Source organism: Nostoc punctiforme PCC 73102 (assembly GCF_000020025.1).
GTDB lineage: Bacteria > Cyanobacteriota > Cyanobacteriia > Cyanobacteriales > Nostocaceae > Nostoc > Nostoc punctiforme.
On sequence record NC_010628.1, the window covers coordinates 2,469,622 to 2,488,410 of the forward strand.

Genomic DNA, 18,789 nt, shown 5'->3' on the forward strand with positions numbered 1-18,789 from the left:
ATTTTCAAACGCTAACCCCCTTACTGTTAAAGGATTATTATACCTTGGATGCGTTTACCCTATTGTGTTGGGTCGAGAGATTTGAAGCAACTACCGTATTCAATGATTATGTTGCAAAAACTTTTGTTTTTCAGTAGTTTTTGCACAAAATTATTAGTTAAACATCAAAATCTGGCTTTAAAATCTAGCTTCGAATACCTAAATACTAGAAAAGCGTAAAATTTTAAAATATAACGCCTGTTTTTGCCGTACAGCAATATTTTCAGGTTTCTAGCAGATTGATTTAGCATATAAAGTACTGAATAACCAAACTTTTTGAGGGCTAGCTGGTGAGAGTTGACACAATTCATACTTTTACCAGCCCAGCCTCATTCTATTTTTGCAACATAACTTTTACCCTGGAATACAAATACGATTACTCGTGCCTGTACTACTCTCAATCGATTATGGTTAAACTAATAGTTAGTGTTTCCACAACAAATCTACAATAAAGGGCAAAAAGCTTTAACTTCTCATGGAGATGTGACTCGTAGAAATTTACACCAACTGAATAGCTAGATTGGATGAGAAATTTTGAATGAAGGCGAGTTGATTGCCTAAGAAAGAAATTATTAAAACCTCTTTAAGGCTCTCAAAAATGCCGGCAAAAAGTGTTGCAATTTTTGAAACCCAATTAGATACAAAACTTATCATCTTTACAAGATTATCATGATATATAACGAAAATAGGCTGTTCCAGAATATCCTTATAAGAGCGAATAAGCCTTCTTTAGCGGCAAGCAATGCTGTGCCACTATGAAAAATGTCGTTTTTCAATTTCTCTATATTTGGTATATCTTGCCAATGGTTAATTCTTAAAATACGTTTTTTTAATTTAGATAATTTAGATATATTGCAATACGGTTCAGTTAAGAAAAATTGTAGGTTGGGTTAAGCAAATCGCAACCCCATAAAGCCTCGGAAATGTTGGGTTTCGTTCCTCAACCCAGCCTACGCAATTTACGGCTTTTGTCGCTAGCTGAATCGTATTGAGATATATTACACATTGCGCTTAATCTATTTTTGAAAAATGATTTAGGACTGCTATAGCTGTTAATTATTATCAAAAACTGTTGTAATAAATTTTCTAGATTTTAATAATATAGTGATTATCTGGACTTGATATTACCTCTTGTAATAGAAAGCAGAGTAAGGGAGATCGGGAGGATGAGGGAGATTAAGATAATAATTCTCAACTCCCAACTCCCTATTCTATTTTTCAATTACTAGAATCATTGGATCTGTTATCATCAGCATTTTGTTTGATAATTACAGATGAATGTTGATGAGCGTTGGTCGTTCGCGTAGGATCTCCGACTGGAGTTGGCATTGCTCTTGATTGTCCATCGTTGTTTCCATCTGGGGATGGCGGTTGGGAGGGTTTAGCAGGTTTTTTCTTCAAGAAGCGTTCTTCCAAATTTTTAATGATTACGTACAGGACTGGAACAATCAGCAAACTCAAAATCGTTGCTACGAGTAGCCCGCCAAATAAGGCTGTTCCTAACGACCAGCGCGAGGCAGAACCGGCTCCGGTGGCGATTACCAGGGGGAAAAATCCTAGCAAGGAGGCACTTGAAGTCATCACAATCGGTCGGAACCTTTCTTGCGCTGCGGTTATGGCTGCTTGTCGAATTGTCAAACCTTCTTCAAGGGCTTGATTGGCAAACTCAACGATCAAAATTGCGTTTTTCGACGCTAATCCAATCAGCATCACCAATGCCACGTTTGCGTAGACATCATTCACCAAACCGCGCAAAGCTAAGGCACTTAATGCGCCTAACAACGCTAACGGTACAGTTAACAAAATAATTGCCGGATCGATATAACTTTCATACTGAGCAGCTAGCGTCAGAAACACCATAATTATCCCGAAGCCAAAAATCAAAATCCCCAAGTTACCTGCACTTAATTCTTCACGGGCAGTGCCAATCCAATCACTGCCAACTCCCGGTGTTGCTGCTTCAGTCACCGCTTGCTGCATTGCTTGAATCGCCTGTCCACTACTGTAGCCCGATGCTTCTCTACCTTGTATATCGATCGCACGGAAGCCGTTGTAATGGGAAATTACAGATGGCCCTGTTGTCGGTGTGATCTTTGCCACCTCGCTCAATCGCACCATTTGGTTATTTGCCGATCGCACATAAAGCCGCCGAATATCATCAGGCGATCGCCGATAGTTAGCATCTGCCTGAATATATACGCGGTAGCTACGCTGTCCCAAGGTAAAATCGTTAACATACTGGGAGCCAATTGCAGCTCCGAGTGTGTTGACAGCTTGTTGAAAATCGATATTAAGTGCTTCTAAACGAGTGCGATCGAAGTCAATTTGAAACTGTGGTGTACTGGCTGTAAATTGGGTAAAAACGCCGCCTTTGAGCGCTGGTTTTTGATTTGCTTGGGCAATCACCGCTTGAGCATTCGCAAAAAAATCATTTATTGTCAGTCGCCCGTTGGTACGGTCTTCTAGCTGTAATTCAAATCCCCCTAAAGTACTAAAGCCTTGAATTGGTGGGGGACTGACTGCGGTGATAATAGCTTCTGGAATCGTTGCAAATTCCCTATTTATTCGGGTTAAGATTGCAGAGGCAGTTTGATTGGGTTGACTGCGCTCCTCCCACGGCTTGAGTTTTGCAAAGAACACGCCGCGATTTGAGCCACTACCTGCAAAGCCAAATCCCGAAGTGGCGAAAATGTTATCAACCTCCGGTTCTTTTTCGAGAATTTGCTCGAGTTTTTCAATTACTCGATCGGTATAGTTGAGGGCAACTCCATCTGGGCCTTGAATAATACCTAAGACAATTCCCTGGTCTTCACTCGGAACAAATCCGGTGGGAACATGGGTAAACATAAAATATGTGGCAGCTAAACCAACCACAAATAATCCAATTACCGCATAACGAATGCGAATCAGAAAATTAACGATCGCTAAATACTTTTCAATGATCCATTGTAAAATTCGATTGAAACGACTAAAAAACCAACCAAGCGGGCCGCGTGCAGGTCGAGGCGGACGGAGCAGAATTGCAGATATACTCGGACTAAAGGAAAGGGCATTAAACGTTGATATGGCGATTGAAAAAGCAATAATCAACGCGAACTGCTGATACATTTTTCCTGTCGAACCTGGGAAAAATGCCACCGGGATAAAAACCGCCATCAATACCAGCGACGTTGAAACTACGGCTCCGGTAAGTTCATCCATTGCCTCGACTGATGCTTGCAGTGGTCGCATTCCTTGTTCAACTTTGCGGGCGATCGCTTCAACAACGATAATGGCATCATCTACAACTAATCCTGTTGCCAAAATTAAGCCAAATAACGTTAAATTATTCAACGAGAATCTAAACACGTAAGCGAATGCTAATGCCCCAATCAGTGAAACGGGAATGGCAACCAGGGGAATAATTGTGGCTCGCCAGTTTTGTAGAAACAGAAAAATCACCAGTACGACAAGAGCGATCGCTTCAACTAGTGTTTTCAGCACTTCTTCGAGTGACGCTTGCACAAACCCAACGGTATCGTAGACAATCTCAGCTTTTAAGCCTGGTGGAAAGTCTTTCATCAACTCATTCATCTGAGCCTGAACGTTTTTGGAGACATCCAGAGCGTTACTACCAGGTGACTGATAAATTGCGATACCAATTGATGGCTTACCATTATTTCTGGCATTGCTGGTGTAAGTCTCCGAGCCAAGTTCTGCACGGCCCACATCTTGAAGTTTAATTAAATTGCCATTACTTCCGGCTTGAATGACTAGATTTTCAAACTCTGACGCATCTTTAAATTGACCATTGATTCGCAACGGAATTTCATAACTTTGGCCTGGAGGGATAGGCGATTGACCTAATGTTCCGGCTCCGGCGAGGATGTTTTGCGATCGCAATGCCGTAGCAACATCTGTCACAGTTAAGCCTCGGCTTGCCAGTGCATTTGGGTCGAGCCACAACCGCATTGCATATTGCTTTTCACCAAAAATTGTTAAATCCCCAACTCCAGGCGTTCTCAGCAGTTGATCTCGCAAATTTAGATCGATATAGTTACTAATAAACAACGCGTCATACTCATTATTTTCTGGATAAAGAGCATAGACTAACAAAATACTTGTAGAAGATGTTTGTGCTGTCACACCGAATTGTTGCACCGTTGTCGGTAGGCGAGGTGTAGCACGAGCAAGACGATTCTGGACGTTAACTTGAGCAATATTTTTATCTGTCTGCGCCCCGAAATATACCGAAATTTGGCTACTACCTGCTGAACTATTCGAGGTCATGTACTGCATTCCCTCAACGCCATTAATCTGTCGCTCCAGCGTAGTTGTTACGGCAGTTTCGACAGTTTCCACATCCGCCCCAGTATAGGAAGCTGAGACTTGAACGCGAATCGGTGCAATATCTGGCAAGTAATTAAGCGGCAGCAACGGAATACACACGCCACCGACAATCAGAATCAGTAGAGTGCAAACGGTAGTTAATACCGGGCGTTTGATGAAGGTATTCGCGATCGAAAAAATCATAAACTATCCTGGATTTATGATATTGGTTGAATTGGTGCGCCTTCTCTAAGTTTGAGAATGCCAGAAGTTACAATCGTTTCGCCAGATTTAAGCCCATCGATAACTTGATAATTGGGTCCTTGAATATCTCCCAGGCGCACTAAACGCTGATGCACAACTTGCTGCTGTTGTCCATTTACGGTTTTGTTTTCGGTGACAAACACAAAACTTTGTCCACCAACGCGAGAAATTGCGACGGTGGGAATCAAGATCCCTGGTTGTCGATTCCAAATCACGCGAGCTTGAACGTATTGTCCATCGCGCAATCGCCCTTGTGAATTCCGAAAGCGGGCTTTGCTCAAAACTGACTGTTGGTTAGAACTTACATTTGGAGAAATATAGCTAATCGCACCTGTACCAATTAATTGCTGGGTTGTGGGATCGATTAACTGAACGGGTAAGTTCATTCGCAATTGGCGCAATCGATTCGAGGGTATAGAAAGATTGAGATCCAGCGAATCGTTTTGTGTGAGTGTGGTGATTGTTTGTCCGATGTTGACATAATCTCCAACCTTGACCGGAAATTCACCGACTACGCCAGTAATGGGTGCTACCACTTGCTTGAAACCGAGGCTGACTCGCGCCGCAGCCGTGCTTGCTTGAGCTTGGCGGATATTTGCCTGTGCTTGCCGGACGGCTGCTCTAGATGCTGCGACTTGTTTTTCAGCTGCTTGCAGGTCTGCGATCGCAGTTTGTAAATTATTTCTAGCAATGTCTGACTCTTGCCTAGCTACGGCTCCTTCGCTGACTAACTGTTGGGTACGATTGAATTGTGTCCGTTGCAGTTGAACATTTGCAGCTGCTTTGGTGCGTTGGGCTTCGGCTTGTTGTTGTTCTGCTTGAGCAGTAGCCAATGCTGCTTGCACCGAATTAGCAGCCGCGATCGAACTGGCGACATTGGCCTGAGCCTGATCTAAACTCAAAGATGCGATCGGCGTACCCTGCTGCACTTTCTGACCACTCGACACCAGAATTGATTCGATTCGTCCCTGAGTTTGGGGCTGTAGCGTGACTTTTTGCTGCGCCTCCAACGATCCAACAAACTCGGAACTTTCTTCGATTGTGCCTGCGTCAATTTTCTGAAGTTTCACAGGCAATGGTGGTGGGCTTTGAGCATTTGCTGCTGGATCGTTTTTTTGACAACCACTTGTCAATGTTGTAAGCATTAGTATGATAACTAATACTGGATTTGCGAGTAATAGATTTAAGTATTTAGGTAGAGAATAAAGTTTTAGCATGAAACAAAATTCCGATCGGCTAAATTTCTAGACTGCACAAGTTTTCCATCTCAAGCCAAGGGATTGAGAAAGTCTAATAACTCCTGCTTTGCCGCAGTAAATTTTCTATCTATTTAGATCCTTTGTTGATACTTTAGATGTATCTTTCATCTGAGTCACGGATTTAACTCAAGTAAACTTATCTTTAAAAAATCTCTGGATTAATACTACGTGAGTTCGACGGATTAAAAAAAATACTAAAGATAGAGATAATTAATTTTGTAGGGTAGATATAAAAGATTTTTGAACATGATAAATAAGTAGGCAGAATAAGAGTAAATGGCTGATTGCGTCGTCAAAGACCTCGACCTCCGAAACTATGAATTTGGCAAGTGGAATCATTTGCTGTATCAACGATTATCTGGTGACGTGCTTTTTTTAAGCAGTTGTCATGGGGTGATAACCGTTGCGATCGCATCCAGCAGGCGTTGCGGGTAGAGCGGTTTTGCCAGATGCGCTTGAAATCCGGCAACGAGGATTTTGTGTCGATTCATCTCACCGACATAGGCGGTCAGGGCGATCGCGGGAATATCCCGGTTGAATTGAGGCGGTAAAGCGCGAACCTGACGAATGAAGGTGTAGCCATCCATTTCTGGCATCCCGATATCGCTGATGAGCAGATCGAATTGAGATTGGGTCAGTAACCGTAGAGCTTCGGTAGCAGAGGAGACTGCCCGCACTGTCGCGCCTTCCTGCTCCAGTACAACCTTAACCAGTTCTAGAGAATCTGCCTCATCATCTACCACTATCGCTCGCAGATTTTCTAAATTCAGCGTTTGATTGTTGAGGTAATCAGGAGCATCGGGACTTGGTACAGGCATTAATGGCAACTGCACCGTAAAGGTTGCCCCAAGACCTTCGCCGGCACTTACAGCCGTAATGGTGCCGCCATGCGCTTCTACCACCTGACGAGCGATCGCCAGCCCTAAGCCCAATCCGCCAAAAGAACGAGTACTAGAACTGTCTTGCTGTTGGAATAACTCAAATACATGGGGCAAAAATTCGGGTTGGATGCCCTTTCCGGTATCACTTACCTGAATTTGAGCATGGCGATCGACAGAGGTGAGTTGCACTGTCACCCATCCCCCTGTAGAGTTGAATTTAATCGCATTCGACAGTAAATTCCAGACCACCTGTTGCAGCCTGTCTGCATCCCCTCTCACCTGCCCTACCGATGGGTCAAGCAACACCTCAAGCTGAATCGCTTTTGCTTCTGCGGCTAAACGAACGGTTTCTAAAGCCGCCGCGATTGGCTCAGATAAATCGATAGCTCCAAAGCTAAGGGTGAGTTTGCCACGAATAATCCGAGAGATATCGAGGAGATCCTCAACGAGTTGCACCTGTTGCTTGGCATTGCGCTCGATCGCGCTTAACCCCTGCTGGAGTTTGTCGGAACTGACAAGGGGTGATTGTAGTAGTTTTGCCCAGCCCAAAATCGGGTTAAGCGGTGTTCGTAGTTCGTGGGAGAGAACAGCAAGAAATTCATCTTTCATGCGGTTGGCACGTTCTGCTGCTTCCCGTGCGGCTTGCTCTTGTCGAAGTAGCTGTTCCCGTTGGGCTTCGGCTTGTTTTTGCTCCGTAATATTCAATACCGTACCACTGAAGCGGAGTGGTTTTCCCTTTGCATCATAGTAGGCTTGCCCTTTTGCCCTAAGCCAACGTTCAACTTTATCCTCAATGCCGATCGTCCGATACTCAGTGTCATAAAAGCCACCTAATACTGGATTGAGCGCCGCTTGAACAATTTCCTGAAGGCGATCGCGGTCATCGGGATGTAAGCCCTCAAAAAATAATTCAATGCTACTCTCACCATCGGGCGATAGCCCAAACATGGCTTTGCAGCCTGTATCCCATCTCAATTCTCCTGTAATGAGATTCCAATCCCAGGTTCCCAATTGGGCAGAGGTGATTGCCATACGCAAACGGTCTTCACTCTCTCGCAGAGCTTCCTCTGCCTGTTTGCGATCGGTGATGTCAATAACTGAACCGATGTAGCCCTTATACTGACGATCTGCCCCAAACCAAGGGCTTGCTGCATCGATTGCCCACCGATACTCTCCGTCCCGACGGCGTAAACGGTATTCTGCCCGAAAGGCCTCGTGACGAGTATTAGAGCTGACAAATGTTTCTCTAGCAAATGCACAATCCTCTGGATGCAACGCGTCCAGCCAACCAAACCCCAGTCCCGTTGCTTCGGTTTGCCCTGTGAATTCGTACCAGCTTTGGCTGAGGTAGGTGCAGTACCCGGTGGCATCCGTGACCCAAACCATTACAAGTGCATTGTCTGCCATACTGCGGAATCGTTCTTCACTCTGGCGTAGAGCTTCCTCGACTTGAATCTGTTCGGTGATATCTTCACAAACGGTATTGATACCAATCACGCGATCGCCATCCTTTAGCGGCAAGAAACTTTCTAGCCAGACACGCTGTACTCCCGGTCTTGCTGGAGTTTCCCCCCGAATTTCGACGTTTAGTAGCGGTTCTCCCGTTTCTAAGATAGCGCAAAGCAACTCTTCGACAGTATCCGCGATGTTAGGTAGCAACTCTCGAATTGTTCGCCCAATGTGTTCCTCTACAGAAAATCCATTGATTTCTGCCAATCGCTGGTTAATCCGCACAAAGCGCAGGTCAGTATCGAGAACGTTCAACCCGATCGGAGCAGACTGGTAGATGGTTTCAATTTCAGTCAGTTGTCTGTGCAAGGTTGCCCGACTTTCCTGTAATTCGGCTTCCAGTTGCTGACGTTCTGTCACATCTGCTGTCATGCCAATGATTCGGGTTAGCTGTCCCTGCCCGTCAAACAGCGCACGTCCGCTTTCCTCCAATATAACGATTTGACCATCCGGGCGCACGAATCGATAGGTGATTTTGTAAGTGCTGTTCTCAGGTGCAAGTGCCTGTAAGCCTGCCAAAAAGCGATCGCGATCGTCAGGATGGACTCGTTGAAAATAACTGGTACCTGTGTCCTGTTGTGCCGATGGCGACTTTAATCCCAGGATGGAAGCAGATTGAGGCGATCGCTCGATCGTATCAAGGTTTGGCTCCCACTCAAAGGTAAACATCCAGGCAACTTCCATTGCCAATTGGTTGCGCTCTTCGCTCTCCCGCAGTGCTGTATTTACCTGCTCTAACTGGGCAGTTCGTTCGGCAACGCGCTGTTCTAGTTCTTGGTTAGCGCGTTGTAGAGCGGCTTCCGTCTCTTTTTGCTGGGTCATGTCACGGGCAACGCAGTACATCACTCCTCGGTCAATCTGCGGTGATGCTGTCCATGCCAGCCATCGGTAGCAGCCATTCTTTGTCCGGTAACGATTCTCGAAATAGAGCGTTGGTAGGCCCGTATTCAACTTCTCCATTTCTCGCAGCGTAGCAGAGTGGTCATCTGGATGCACTAAGTCCAGAAAAGGACTGGCTAAGAATTCTGCTTCTGAGTAACCGAGGGTTTGGCTAAAGACAGGGTTGATCCGTTTAAAGTAGCCATCCAGGCCAATGACCGACAGCAGATCGAGCGATCGCTCAAAGAAAAAGGCTTCTTCAGATGGCGATGCAGCATCGCCACCTTCCTGAGTGTTCACGGCTGGGAAGCTTTGTGATTCTAAAGGAGGATCTGCTTCACACAAGCGCATTTGCTCCATAATAAAAAATCTATAGTAGCGGATTTCTACCCAAAATTGCTTACCGCCATATTGTTTTAGACCACCCTACCCAATACTTGTCGGGTTTTGGGGAAAGGGAAAGGGTTAAAGGGGAAAAACCTTATATATCGAGCCTTCCACTCTTTTTCCCCTTTAACCAAAACATATTCGATGATATCCAACGCCGGATAGTGTAACGGAAGTTGCTGCATTATTTATTGTGAAAGTTAGGAGGATCAACAATAGGTAAGAAACAAAATTAAACATAAATATGACTACTGAAAACCTTCTGCTTGCCGCCTTGCCCCCTGATTTGTATAAGCAGCTCAAAAAAAATATGGAGCAGGTCGAGCTTTCATACGGCGAGATCCTCAACCGACCCGGCGAAACCATAGAAAAAGTCTACTTCCCTCTCACCTGCTTGATCTCAGTCACCATCACAATGATGGATGGCATGACAGTTGAAGCCGGAGTGGTCGGAAGCCGTGAGATGGTAGGGATCAACGCCTTCATGGGCGGTCGGGAAACGACGCAGACTGAGTATATTGTCCAGGTACCGGGCAAAGCGGTAAGAATGAAAGCAGATTTGCTGCTCCATGAGTTCGACACCAATAAGTCGCTGCGCGACGTGATGCTGAAATACACGCAGGCTTATATGGCGCAAATCTCGCAGAACGTTGCCTGCAACCGCCTTCATACTATAGAACAACGCATGGCCCGCTGGCTGCTCGAATCCAGCGATCGTCTCAACTCAGATCAACTATTCCTGTCCCATGAGTTCCTCTCTCACATGCTGGGCGTGCGCCGCGCTAGTATCAGCGAGACCGCCAGTCACCTACAAGACAAAGGTCTCATCCAATACAGCCGAAATCAAATCAAAACCATTGATCCGCAAGGACTAGAAGAGACTTCCTGCGAGTGTTATGGGGTAATCAAACAGGAATACAATCGCCTGCTAAACTTTAAGCTAGAGAAATAATGGATAAAGTCCTTCTCACCTTTCTAGCGCTAATAAAGGCTGTTGCGATACCTGATGGATGTCGCGCACCATCCAGCGCAAGCCTGTTAACTGGCCTCTAACGTCGCGGATAGGAGCTACAGTCATAGCAGCCTCAAAAGGCTCACATTTACGGGGCTGTATGTGTAATATCGACTCTTGTACATAGTCACATTCACACTCGTGCATCTGGCTTAGTAGACAACGAAACGCCTGACGTTCTTCTACTGCGATGAAACAGACTAACGGTTTGTTTACCAAAAATTGCTGTTGAAGATTGAACAGTGTGGCAGTGGCACGATTAGCTGACTGAATTTTTCCTTGTGTGTTACTCACTAAGTAAGCATCTGGTATGAACTCGAATAGGTCTTGGTAGCGCTTGTATTCCTCTCTAAGCCGCGCTTGTACATTTACCAATTTTTGAGTTTGCTCGAACAGTTTCTCTGTAGCTATTTCTAGGGTTTTTGAAGCAGCCTCAAGTTCCTTCAAGGCCGCTAACAGCAAATCCGCTTCTGGCTGTACTGCGGTGTTCGTATCTTGGTATAAGTTAGCTAAACGCCCTTGCACTGACTGTAATTGCTGGGCAAACATATCTAGGTTCACGATCAATTCAGGTGACATCCAAGTTGAAATTCTTGAATACAAGGAGAGTTACTCTATTTATAATCGGTTATTTGACGTTGAGAGTCCGTCCGATACCGTACCTATTGAGCGTATAAGCATAATGCTTTTACCAAAGCTCAACAAAACCGCGATCGCAACAATCAAATCAGTCTGGCTGAATTACTATAAATACCGCAGCGAAAAGTGTAGCGCGTCGTTTTGTAAAAAAAAATGAAATTAGTCCGGTCAATCACTATATAAACTACTTCTTTCAACGGAAAATATATTTGCAACCAGCTTTTAATAATTGGAAACCATATCTCTTCAACATTTATATAATTTTTTAAAGATAAAAATCGTTGAATTTTCTTTCTTCTACTTTCAAAAAATATTGGTATATGTAAACCAGTAGCCAACGCTTCAAGGCTAACAGTTTTAATAGACTATAGTAAATCAATACCTTCGCCAATTTACGAGGCTGAGTTGATGTATTAACGTCCTGTTCTCTAGGGTTTGGCAAAAACAATAAGTCCTAAAAATTCCTTCAAGGTTTCCCTCAAGCATTTTTTAACGTATCGACCGCAGTATCAAGGGTTTGAGCTTCCAAGCTCCCCTGTAAGCTAAACCCTTATTTATGAGTTATTTTGCCATTTTTGCCAAAATTTTTGTAGGCTCTTATTTTGGCAAAGGTATTGGTAAATTAATCAGAATTTTTATGAATAAATATTCGGCACGTCCTAGTTCCCGCTTCAGGTGTATTTCGTAGAATTCCGGTAATATTGTCATTAATTAGAACTTATTGCAAATAAAGGCTCTTTTTGTTTTACCATAATTTGCCACATTCTTTAGCCTGTAAATATTCCGGGGTATTGTGTCTCCCCTCAAGGTGATTTGTATCTACCGAAAAGTATAGATCCGTTAGTAATGTTATCAAACTGTTGGAATACCGTAATAATAGAAGCTGGGGGTTAAATAAGTGATTTAAGTCCGTCCTATAACCGTCTTGCTTCCTGTGCTATGTCCTGATTGCTGCTCATCAGATATTATTAAACACGGTAAATCTCCAGAGGGTAAGCAACGCTATCTGTAGCAGAATCGGGAGTGCCTGCGCCAGATATTTCTTCTCAATACAAGACAGCCTGGACGGACTAGTAGTCTGCCAAGCTAACTTTGCTATGTTAAATTTGGATATAAACGCTCCATTTTTCGGCGAGCATCTTTGGTTTGAAAACCCCAATAAACACTAGCTTTTTGCTGATTACGTTTTTTCTCCCAAGCGGCAATCTCAGAAGTTAATGTTTCTGCATTAGGAATACGCCGTTCTAAACATTGGCGAGATAAAACAGATAATTCGATTTCTACCTGATTCAGCCCTTCGGGTTCGCCAGTTGCTTCAAGTCGGGGAACCCGCCCAACGCACTGGCTCACCAAGAAGCGTGTTTAGGAGTATAGTGAAACTCTAACTTTTGAATAATTCGACGTGCTTCTTCTGGTGGAAAAACTTCATATAATGCATTGGGTGTATGAATATTCAAGTTATCAACTACTAAACGAATAACATCGGCATCTCGGTAGAAAACATCTACTAAATTTTTCATTTGTTTAGCAAAATCGGCTTTAGTTCGACGTTCTGTAACTTCGATATGCCGCCATCCAGCCAAGGGTTGAAAACATGCGAATAAATTTACTGTCCCGTTACGTTTATACTCAAAATCATAACGTTCAGGTTGCTCTGGCTGTGGTGGCAAAGGAAGTCTTACTTCTTCTACTAATTGGTATGGACGTTCATCAAAGCAGACTACAGGGCGTTTAGGATCATAAGGCTCATTGTATAAATCCAGCACATCTTCCATTCGGAAAACATATTCTGCGTTAACTTCAGGAATACACCATTGTTCTTTCAACCAAGGCTTAATTTCATTTTTTTTAAAGTTTGACGTACTGTTTCATCTGAGATTGAATCTATGATACCAACGTTCACTAAATGATCTGCTAATAATTGCATTGTCCAACGCACTCTTCCTTCTGGCGGATTAGAACAAGCTGTTGCAATCAAAAATGCTTCTTGCTTTTCATCTAATTTTTTATGTTTTGGTGGATGAACTTCATCCTTTAAAGCAAAATCTAACCCTCCAATGACAAATTTTTCTCGTATTCGTTGCACTGTTGCAACATGCGCTCTAACTATGCTAGCGATCGCTTGATCCGTTTCTCCTTCGGAAGCCATCAAAAGAATGTTTGCACGGCTTATGGTTCTTGCCTTATGCTTACCTTTCTTAATTATCGATTGCAGTTGGGAAACTTCATCTTCATTCAAGTCAACAATGTACTTTTTTGCCATGTTACACCCCGTTTTTGGCTATTTTACCAATTAGAGGTTTTACTTAGCAAAGTTACCTTGGTACACTACTAGACAAGTTAAGCATCAAATTATAGAGATGACACTCAATGGCAGTGGAGTTCGCAATATTACGCGAGTGTTGCATATTAGCCCGGCAACAGTAATCAGAGAATTTAAAAAAAATTCCCCAAATTGGATCAATGAATCAAAAATTGTTGCCAACCATTCAATCCGAACAAGTGGAGGTAGAAATCAAGCTGGTGGAAGTGTAAGAAGAAGCTTTGGAAGGGATTGAAGAGTCCGAACTAGATGAAATGTGGAGTTACGTAGGTGCTATCGACCGCCTGACAGGAAAAGTTTTAGCTTACGCATTTGGACAGCGCGCAAGACGAAGTATTTCTGAAGCTAAAAAATTTATTAGAGCCATTTGGTGTTAAGAAATACTGTACAGATGGTTGGGGAGCTGATGAACGGCATTTACCTGCAGAAAAACATGAGATTGGCAAGAGAAAGACTCAAAGAATTGAACATAAACATCTAAATTTAAGAACTCGGCTTAAGCGACTGGCTAGAAAGACAATTTGCTTTTCTAAGACTGAGGAAATGCATGGCTTGGTTATTGGGCTCTTTATCAATCGCTACGAGTTTGGCTTAAACGTCTAACAACACTTTAATAACGCCACCCAAGAAAGGAAGATTGATATGCAGAACGCTGCGGGCGCTGGGTATGGATGAGGCATCGCTGGATACGTTTCCTGAGGAGTTCAAGCAGGGCATGGTGGCCCGTGCGGAGCTCCTCGGTGACATCGGCGCGAATCATCCTGACAATTGGGTGGGAGGTCTGGCTAGCCCAGATCTCCATGCAATTGTGATTCTCTTTGCCCGCGATAATGCGGAGCGCGATCGCTGCAAGGTGGAGCACCAGCAACTCGTCGCGCAGTGCGAGGGAGTGGAAGTGCTCTCGGCATTGGATCTGGAGGCAACGCCGCCTTTCAACTATGCACACGACCACTTCGGCTACCGCGATCGGCTCTCGCAGCCAGTCATCGAAGGATCGGGCGAAGAGCCAACGCCCGGTTCCGGTGCGCCGCTGAAGGCGGGCGAGTTCATCCTGGGCTACCCAGACGAATATGGTCCCCCAGCCAATCTGCCGCAACCTGAGATCCTCTCCCGGAACGGTAGCTACATGGCCTACCGATGCCTACAGGAGCATATCATCGAGTTTCGTGACTTCCTGCGCCAGCACGGTCAGACACCGGAAGAGCAGGAACTTGTGGCGGCGAAATTGATGGGTCGTTGGCGCAGCGGCGCACCGCTGGTGCTGTCCCCAGACAAGGACGATCCAGCGCTCGCCGTGGATATGCAGCACAACAACGACTTTAACTATGCGACTATGGACCCGCATGGCTATGCCGTACCCCTCGGCTCCCATATCCGTCGCCTGAATCCTCGTGATACAGGGGCGAACATGAACCGGCGGCGGATGATCCGTCGTGGGGCGACCTACGGGCCACCACTCCCGGAAGATGCGCCGGAAGATGGGATACAGCGTGGCATTGCTGCCTTCGCGATCTGCGCGAGCCTGATTCGTCAGTTCGAGTTCGCGCAGAACGTGTGGGTGAATGACAAGAACTTCCACGAACTCGGCAACGAGCGCGATCCGATTATCGGCACGCAGGACGGCACTCTTGACTTCAAGATCCCGAAGCGGCCAATCCGGAAAACCATCAAGGGCATTCCGGCATTCACCACGGTTCGGGGCGGGGCTTACTTCTTTCTGCCCGGACTGAAGGCGCTTCGGTACTTGGCATCACTGAGCAGTGGTAAGTAACTTTAAAATCCGATCAAACAAAAGGAATGGTGGTGACAATGAGCAAACTCAATCGAGTTGGGCGAACGTACAACCAGAACCATGTGCCGCGACCGTACACGCCGAACAAACGTCGGTTCAGCATTTACTGGACGTGGAGTTATCCTTGGGAAGCCAACCGAGATCTGACCGAATTGGATAACCGATTTTCGACGATGACCGAAGTCCGTCGGGTCGGCTGGCCGAACTTTGAGGGATCTGAGTGGGATAAGATGAATTTCTTGCAGGGCATCGCTGGTACTCTGGAGCTATTCCACCGATCAACCATCGATTTTCAGCAAATCGTGGGCGAGATTACTGGGCAGCCGGTCGCCGTTTACCAACGCATTGACCAAGCAGGGTACAAACTCCTGATTGATGAAAGAATTCTGGCAGACACGGATACATTGATGGTGTTCGGTCTGGATCATCTCCTATCCGAGCAAGAGGCCGAAAAGGGAGAAATCGACGCGATCCGGGAGTGGCTTAACCGGGAAGGTACATGCCTGCTCCTTGCACCGCACCATGACGTGGGTTTCACCAGTGACATGCAGCAGCGCCAGATGGAGTATAAGCATCACGGCGACGAACTCGTGCCGCGCCAGCAGCGCTTCGGTCAGTACACGCGATCGCTGATAAAAGAACTTGAAGTGCCCGTACTTAATCAGTTTGGACTCCGACCTGCCGTCGTACAAGGAAGCAACCAGATCGCACCGCTGACCGTCCACAAGGATCTCGACAAACTGGGTTTGCTGAATGGAGTGACCACGTTCAACTTCCATCTGCATCTGCCCCACTATGCGCTGACGACAGAGGACACGAAATCCATTCATGTTCTGGCGACGCAGCCGATCGATCTTTCCCGACCGCATCCGTTCACGGCGCAGGGAAATCGGGAATTCAATACGTGCATCTGGGCACCGCCGAACGGTAACCGTGGCGGCGATATTTTGCTCGCCGACTCGACCATTTTCACCACACTATTCGGTGGCACGGAGAGTCTAGGACATTTTTGGCGGAACATGGCGAAACTGTGAGTCAATGTCTAGTAGTCTACCAAGGTAACTTTGCTAAGTAAAACCTCTAATTGGTAAAATAGCCAAAAACGGGGTGTAACATGGCAAAAAAGTACATTGTTGACTTGAATGAAGATGAAGTTTCCCAACTGCAATCGATAATTAAGAAAGGTAAGCATAAGGCAAGAACCATAAGCCGTGCAAACATTCTTTTGATGGCTTCCGAAGGAGAAACGGATCAAGCGATCGCTAGCATAGTTAGAGCGCATGTTGCAACAGTGCAACGAATACGAGAAAAATTTGTCATTGGAGGGTTAGATTTTGCTTTAAAGGATGAAGTTCATCCACCAAAACATAAAAAATTAGATGAAAAGCAAGAAGCATTTTTGATTGCAACAGCTTGTTCTAATCCGCCAGAAGGAAGAGTGCGTTGGACAATGCAATTATTAGCAGATCATTTAGTGAACGTTGGTATCATAGATTCAATCTCAGATGAAACAGTACGTCAAACTTTAAAAAAAATGAAATTAAGCCTTGGTTGAAAGAACAATGGTGTATTCCTGAAGTTAACGCAGAATATGTTTTCCGAATGGAAGATGTGCTGGATTTATACAATGAGCCTTATGATCCTAAACGCCCTGTAGTCTGCTTTGATGAACGTCCATACCAATTAGTAGAAGAAGTAAGACTTCCTTTGCCACCACAGCCAGAGCAACCTGAACGTTATGATTTTGAGTATAAACGTAACGGGACAGTAAATTTATTCGCATGTTTTCAACCCTTGGCTGGATGGCGGCATATCGAAGTTACAGAACGTCGAACTAAAGCCGATTTTGCTAAACAAATGAAAAATTTAGTAGATGTTTCCTACCGAGATGCCGATGTTATTCGTTTAGTAGTTGATAACTTGAATATTCATACACCCAATGCATTATATGAAGTTTTTCCACCAGAAGAAGCACGTCGAATTATTCAAAAGTTAGAGTTTCACTATACTCCTAAACACGCTTCTTGGTGAGCCAGTGCGTTGGGCGGGTTCCCCGACTTGAAGCAACTGGCGAACCCGAAGGGCTGAATCAGGTAGAAATCGAATTATCTGTTTTATCTCGCCAATGTTTAGAACGGCGTATTCCTAATGCAGAAACATTAACTTCTGAGATTGCCGCTTGGGAGAAAAAACGTAATCAGCAAAAAGCTAGTGTTTATTGGGGTTTTCAAACCAAAGATGCTCGCCGAAAAATGGAGCGTTTATATCCAAATTTAACATAGCAAAGTTAGCTTGGCAGACTACTAGGGCGTGTCATCAAATAGATATCAATCTAATTTAAAATTGATAGCCAAGCGCGAGTTGAGGAATGAGGAGGAGTGGTAAAATGACGCGCCGCTATGGGTTGCGAGATGATCGGTGGGAACGCATCAAAGACAGACTTACTACCAGTGCGAAAAGAGACTGTGGGAGTGACAGCTAAAGATAATCGATTGTTTATTAGACTTGTCGGGAAATAAGAGAGAATAGACAGCAGTGGTAGGGAAGAATGATGCTGAATATTGAAGGTGCGCTGAAGCAAGACCGACTGTTGAGGGCATTAACTGGGTTGAACCGGAAAGCATTTGATGCCCTTTTGCCCACGTTTACCACGATGTACCTAGATACTCAACAGGCCAAGCCTCGTCAACGTGGCCTGGGTGGAGGACGCAAAGCCCGCTTACTTACAGCCCAAGACAAATTGTTTTTCATCCTTTTCTATTTCAAATGTTATCCGACCTTTGATGTGGCGGGACTGCTCTTTGATATGCATCGCTCCCAGGCACATGAGTGGATGCATCGATTGCAGCCAATATTAGAAGCGGCTTTGGGACAGAAGATGGCGCTGCCGGAACGCCATCTCGAAAGCATTGAAGCATTTTTGTCACGCTTTCCAGGAGTGCAACGAGTGATGATTGATGGGACAGAACGCCCAATTGCGCGACCTCAAGAAAGAGAACAACAACAACAGAATTACTCCGGTAAAAAGAAACGTCATACGCGTAAACACTTGGCGGCAGTTGATGAAACCAAACGGGTCTTGATCTTAAGCAAAGCACGAGAAGGCAAACTGCATGACAAACGTTTTCATGACGAAGATGACATTGCAGGTAGTGTGCCTGATGAAATTCCGATTGAAGTAGACTCGGGCTTTCAGGGATTACAGAAGCAGTATGACAATCTCCATCTTCCTCACAAAAAGCCCAAAGGGGGCAAGTTAAGTGACCTTCAAAAAACGGAGAATCGTCAATTGAGTCAATCCCGTGTAGTTTGCGAAAATGCCTTTGCTGGTGTGAAGCGCTACAACGCCGCCAGTGTCATTTATCGTAATCGGATTGAAAACTTTGATGACCATTTGATGCTGACCGCAGCAGGATTATGGAACTTCTACTTGATGGCTGCTTAAGAGAATCCCAATTACAAGACCAGCATTGCCTCACTTATCTTTTATTTCCCGA

General features: G+C 45.0%; 11 protein-coding genes and 4 pseudogenes. 9 read left to right on the forward strand and 6 right to left on the reverse strand.

Translation table 11 applies throughout. The features are described 5' to 3' along the window. Positions 1 to 1,257 precede the first annotated feature (1,257 nt). From NPUN_RS10240 to NPUN_RS10250, 3 genes are all read right to left on the reverse strand, one after another. Complete coding sequence (locus NPUN_RS10240) at positions 1,258 to 4,551, reverse strand: efflux RND transporter permease subunit (protein WP_012408670.1); 3,294 nt, start codon at positions 4,549 to 4,551, stop codon at positions 1,258 to 1,260. A 14-nt stretch (positions 4,552 to 4,565) separates the two neighbouring features. Continuing rightward, complete coding sequence (locus tag NPUN_RS10245) at positions 4,566 to 5,756, reverse strand: efflux RND transporter periplasmic adaptor subunit (protein WP_234711068.1); 1,191 nt, start codon at positions 5,754 to 5,756, stop codon at positions 4,566 to 4,568. A 500-nt stretch (positions 5,757 to 6,256) separates the two neighbouring features. Then, positions 6,257 to 9,499 carry a hybrid sensor histidine kinase/response regulator gene (locus NPUN_RS10250; protein ID WP_012408672.1) on the reverse strand — a complete coding sequence of 1,081 codons (3,243 nt, stop codon included), beginning with the start codon at positions 9,497 to 9,499 and terminating at the stop codon, positions 6,257 to 6,259. A 271-nt stretch (positions 9,500 to 9,770) separates the two neighbouring features. On the opposite strand from NPUN_RS10250, the gene NPUN_RS10255 reads away from it, so the two are divergent. Further along, complete coding sequence (locus NPUN_RS10255) at positions 9,771 to 10,478, forward strand: Crp/Fnr family transcriptional regulator (protein WP_012408673.1); 708 nt, start codon at positions 9,771 to 9,773, stop codon at positions 10,476 to 10,478. Positions 10,479 to 10,493: 15 nt separating this feature from the next. Here NPUN_RS10255 and NPUN_RS10260 read toward each other — a convergent pair whose 3' ends face one another. Together NPUN_RS10260 and NPUN_RS43100 are read right to left on the reverse strand one after the other, a co-directional pair. Beyond that, on the reverse strand, positions 10,494 to 11,117 hold the full coding sequence (locus tag NPUN_RS10260) for a PAS domain-containing protein (RefSeq protein ID WP_012408674.1): 624 nt from the start codon (positions 11,115 to 11,117) through the stop codon (positions 10,494 to 10,496). A 221-nt stretch (positions 11,118 to 11,338) separates the two neighbouring features. Continuing rightward, positions 11,339 to 11,542: pseudogene (locus tag NPUN_RS43100) on the reverse strand (IS4 family transposase); the annotation flags it as partial. 569 nt (positions 11,543 to 12,111) lie between these two features. On the opposite strand from NPUN_RS43100, the gene NPUN_RS44710 reads away from it, so the two are divergent. After that, positions 12,112 to 12,189: an IS1/IS1595 family N-terminal zinc-binding domain-containing protein gene (locus NPUN_RS44710; RefSeq protein ID WP_419788436.1), complete on the forward strand. Its 78-nt coding sequence runs from the start codon at positions 12,112 to 12,114 to the stop codon at positions 12,187 to 12,189. 83 nt (positions 12,190 to 12,272) lie between these two features. Here NPUN_RS44710 and NPUN_RS39995 read toward each other — a convergent pair. Beyond that, positions 12,273 to 13,440, reverse strand: a pseudogene (locus tag NPUN_RS39995) (IS630 family transposase). Positions 13,441 to 13,537: 97 nt separating this feature from the next. Between NPUN_RS39995 and NPUN_RS44715 the strand changes: the two are divergent. The 7 genes and pseudogenes from NPUN_RS44715 (at position 13,538) to NPUN_RS10305 (ending at position 18,737) form a co-directional block, all read left to right on the forward strand. Further along, a complete protein-coding gene (locus tag NPUN_RS44715; protein ID WP_083782358.1) occupies positions 13,538 to 13,735 on the forward strand; it encodes a hypothetical protein in 198 nt (65 codons plus the stop codon). 77 nt (positions 13,736 to 13,812) lie between these two features. After that, entirely contained in the window at positions 13,813 to 14,103 is a 291-nt protein-coding gene (locus tag NPUN_RS44720) for an IS1 family transposase (RefSeq protein WP_083782359.1), read from the forward strand. 64 nt (positions 14,104 to 14,167) lie between these two features. After that, complete coding sequence (locus NPUN_RS10285) at positions 14,168 to 15,271, forward strand: Dyp-type peroxidase (RefSeq protein WP_202947534.1); 1,104 nt, start codon at positions 14,168 to 14,170, stop codon at positions 15,269 to 15,271. Between the two features lie 38 nt (positions 15,272 to 15,309). Next, a complete protein-coding gene (locus NPUN_RS10290) occupies positions 15,310 to 16,326 on the forward strand; it encodes a hypothetical protein (protein WP_041565314.1) in 1,017 nt (338 codons plus the stop codon). A gap of 80 nt (positions 16,327 to 16,406) precedes the next feature. Beyond that, a pseudogene (locus NPUN_RS40000) lies at positions 16,407 to 17,574 on the forward strand (IS630 family transposase). A gap of 104 nt (positions 17,575 to 17,678) precedes the next feature. Next, positions 17,679 to 17,802 (forward strand): annotated as a pseudogene (locus tag NPUN_RS40560) (IS5/IS1182 family transposase); the annotation flags it as partial. Positions 17,803 to 17,840: 38 nt separating this feature from the next. Beyond that, on the forward strand, positions 17,841 to 18,737 hold the full coding sequence (locus NPUN_RS10305) for a transposase (RefSeq protein WP_234710955.1): 897 nt from the start codon (positions 17,841 to 17,843) through the stop codon (positions 18,735 to 18,737). Positions 18,738 to 18,789: the final 52 nt, after the last annotated feature.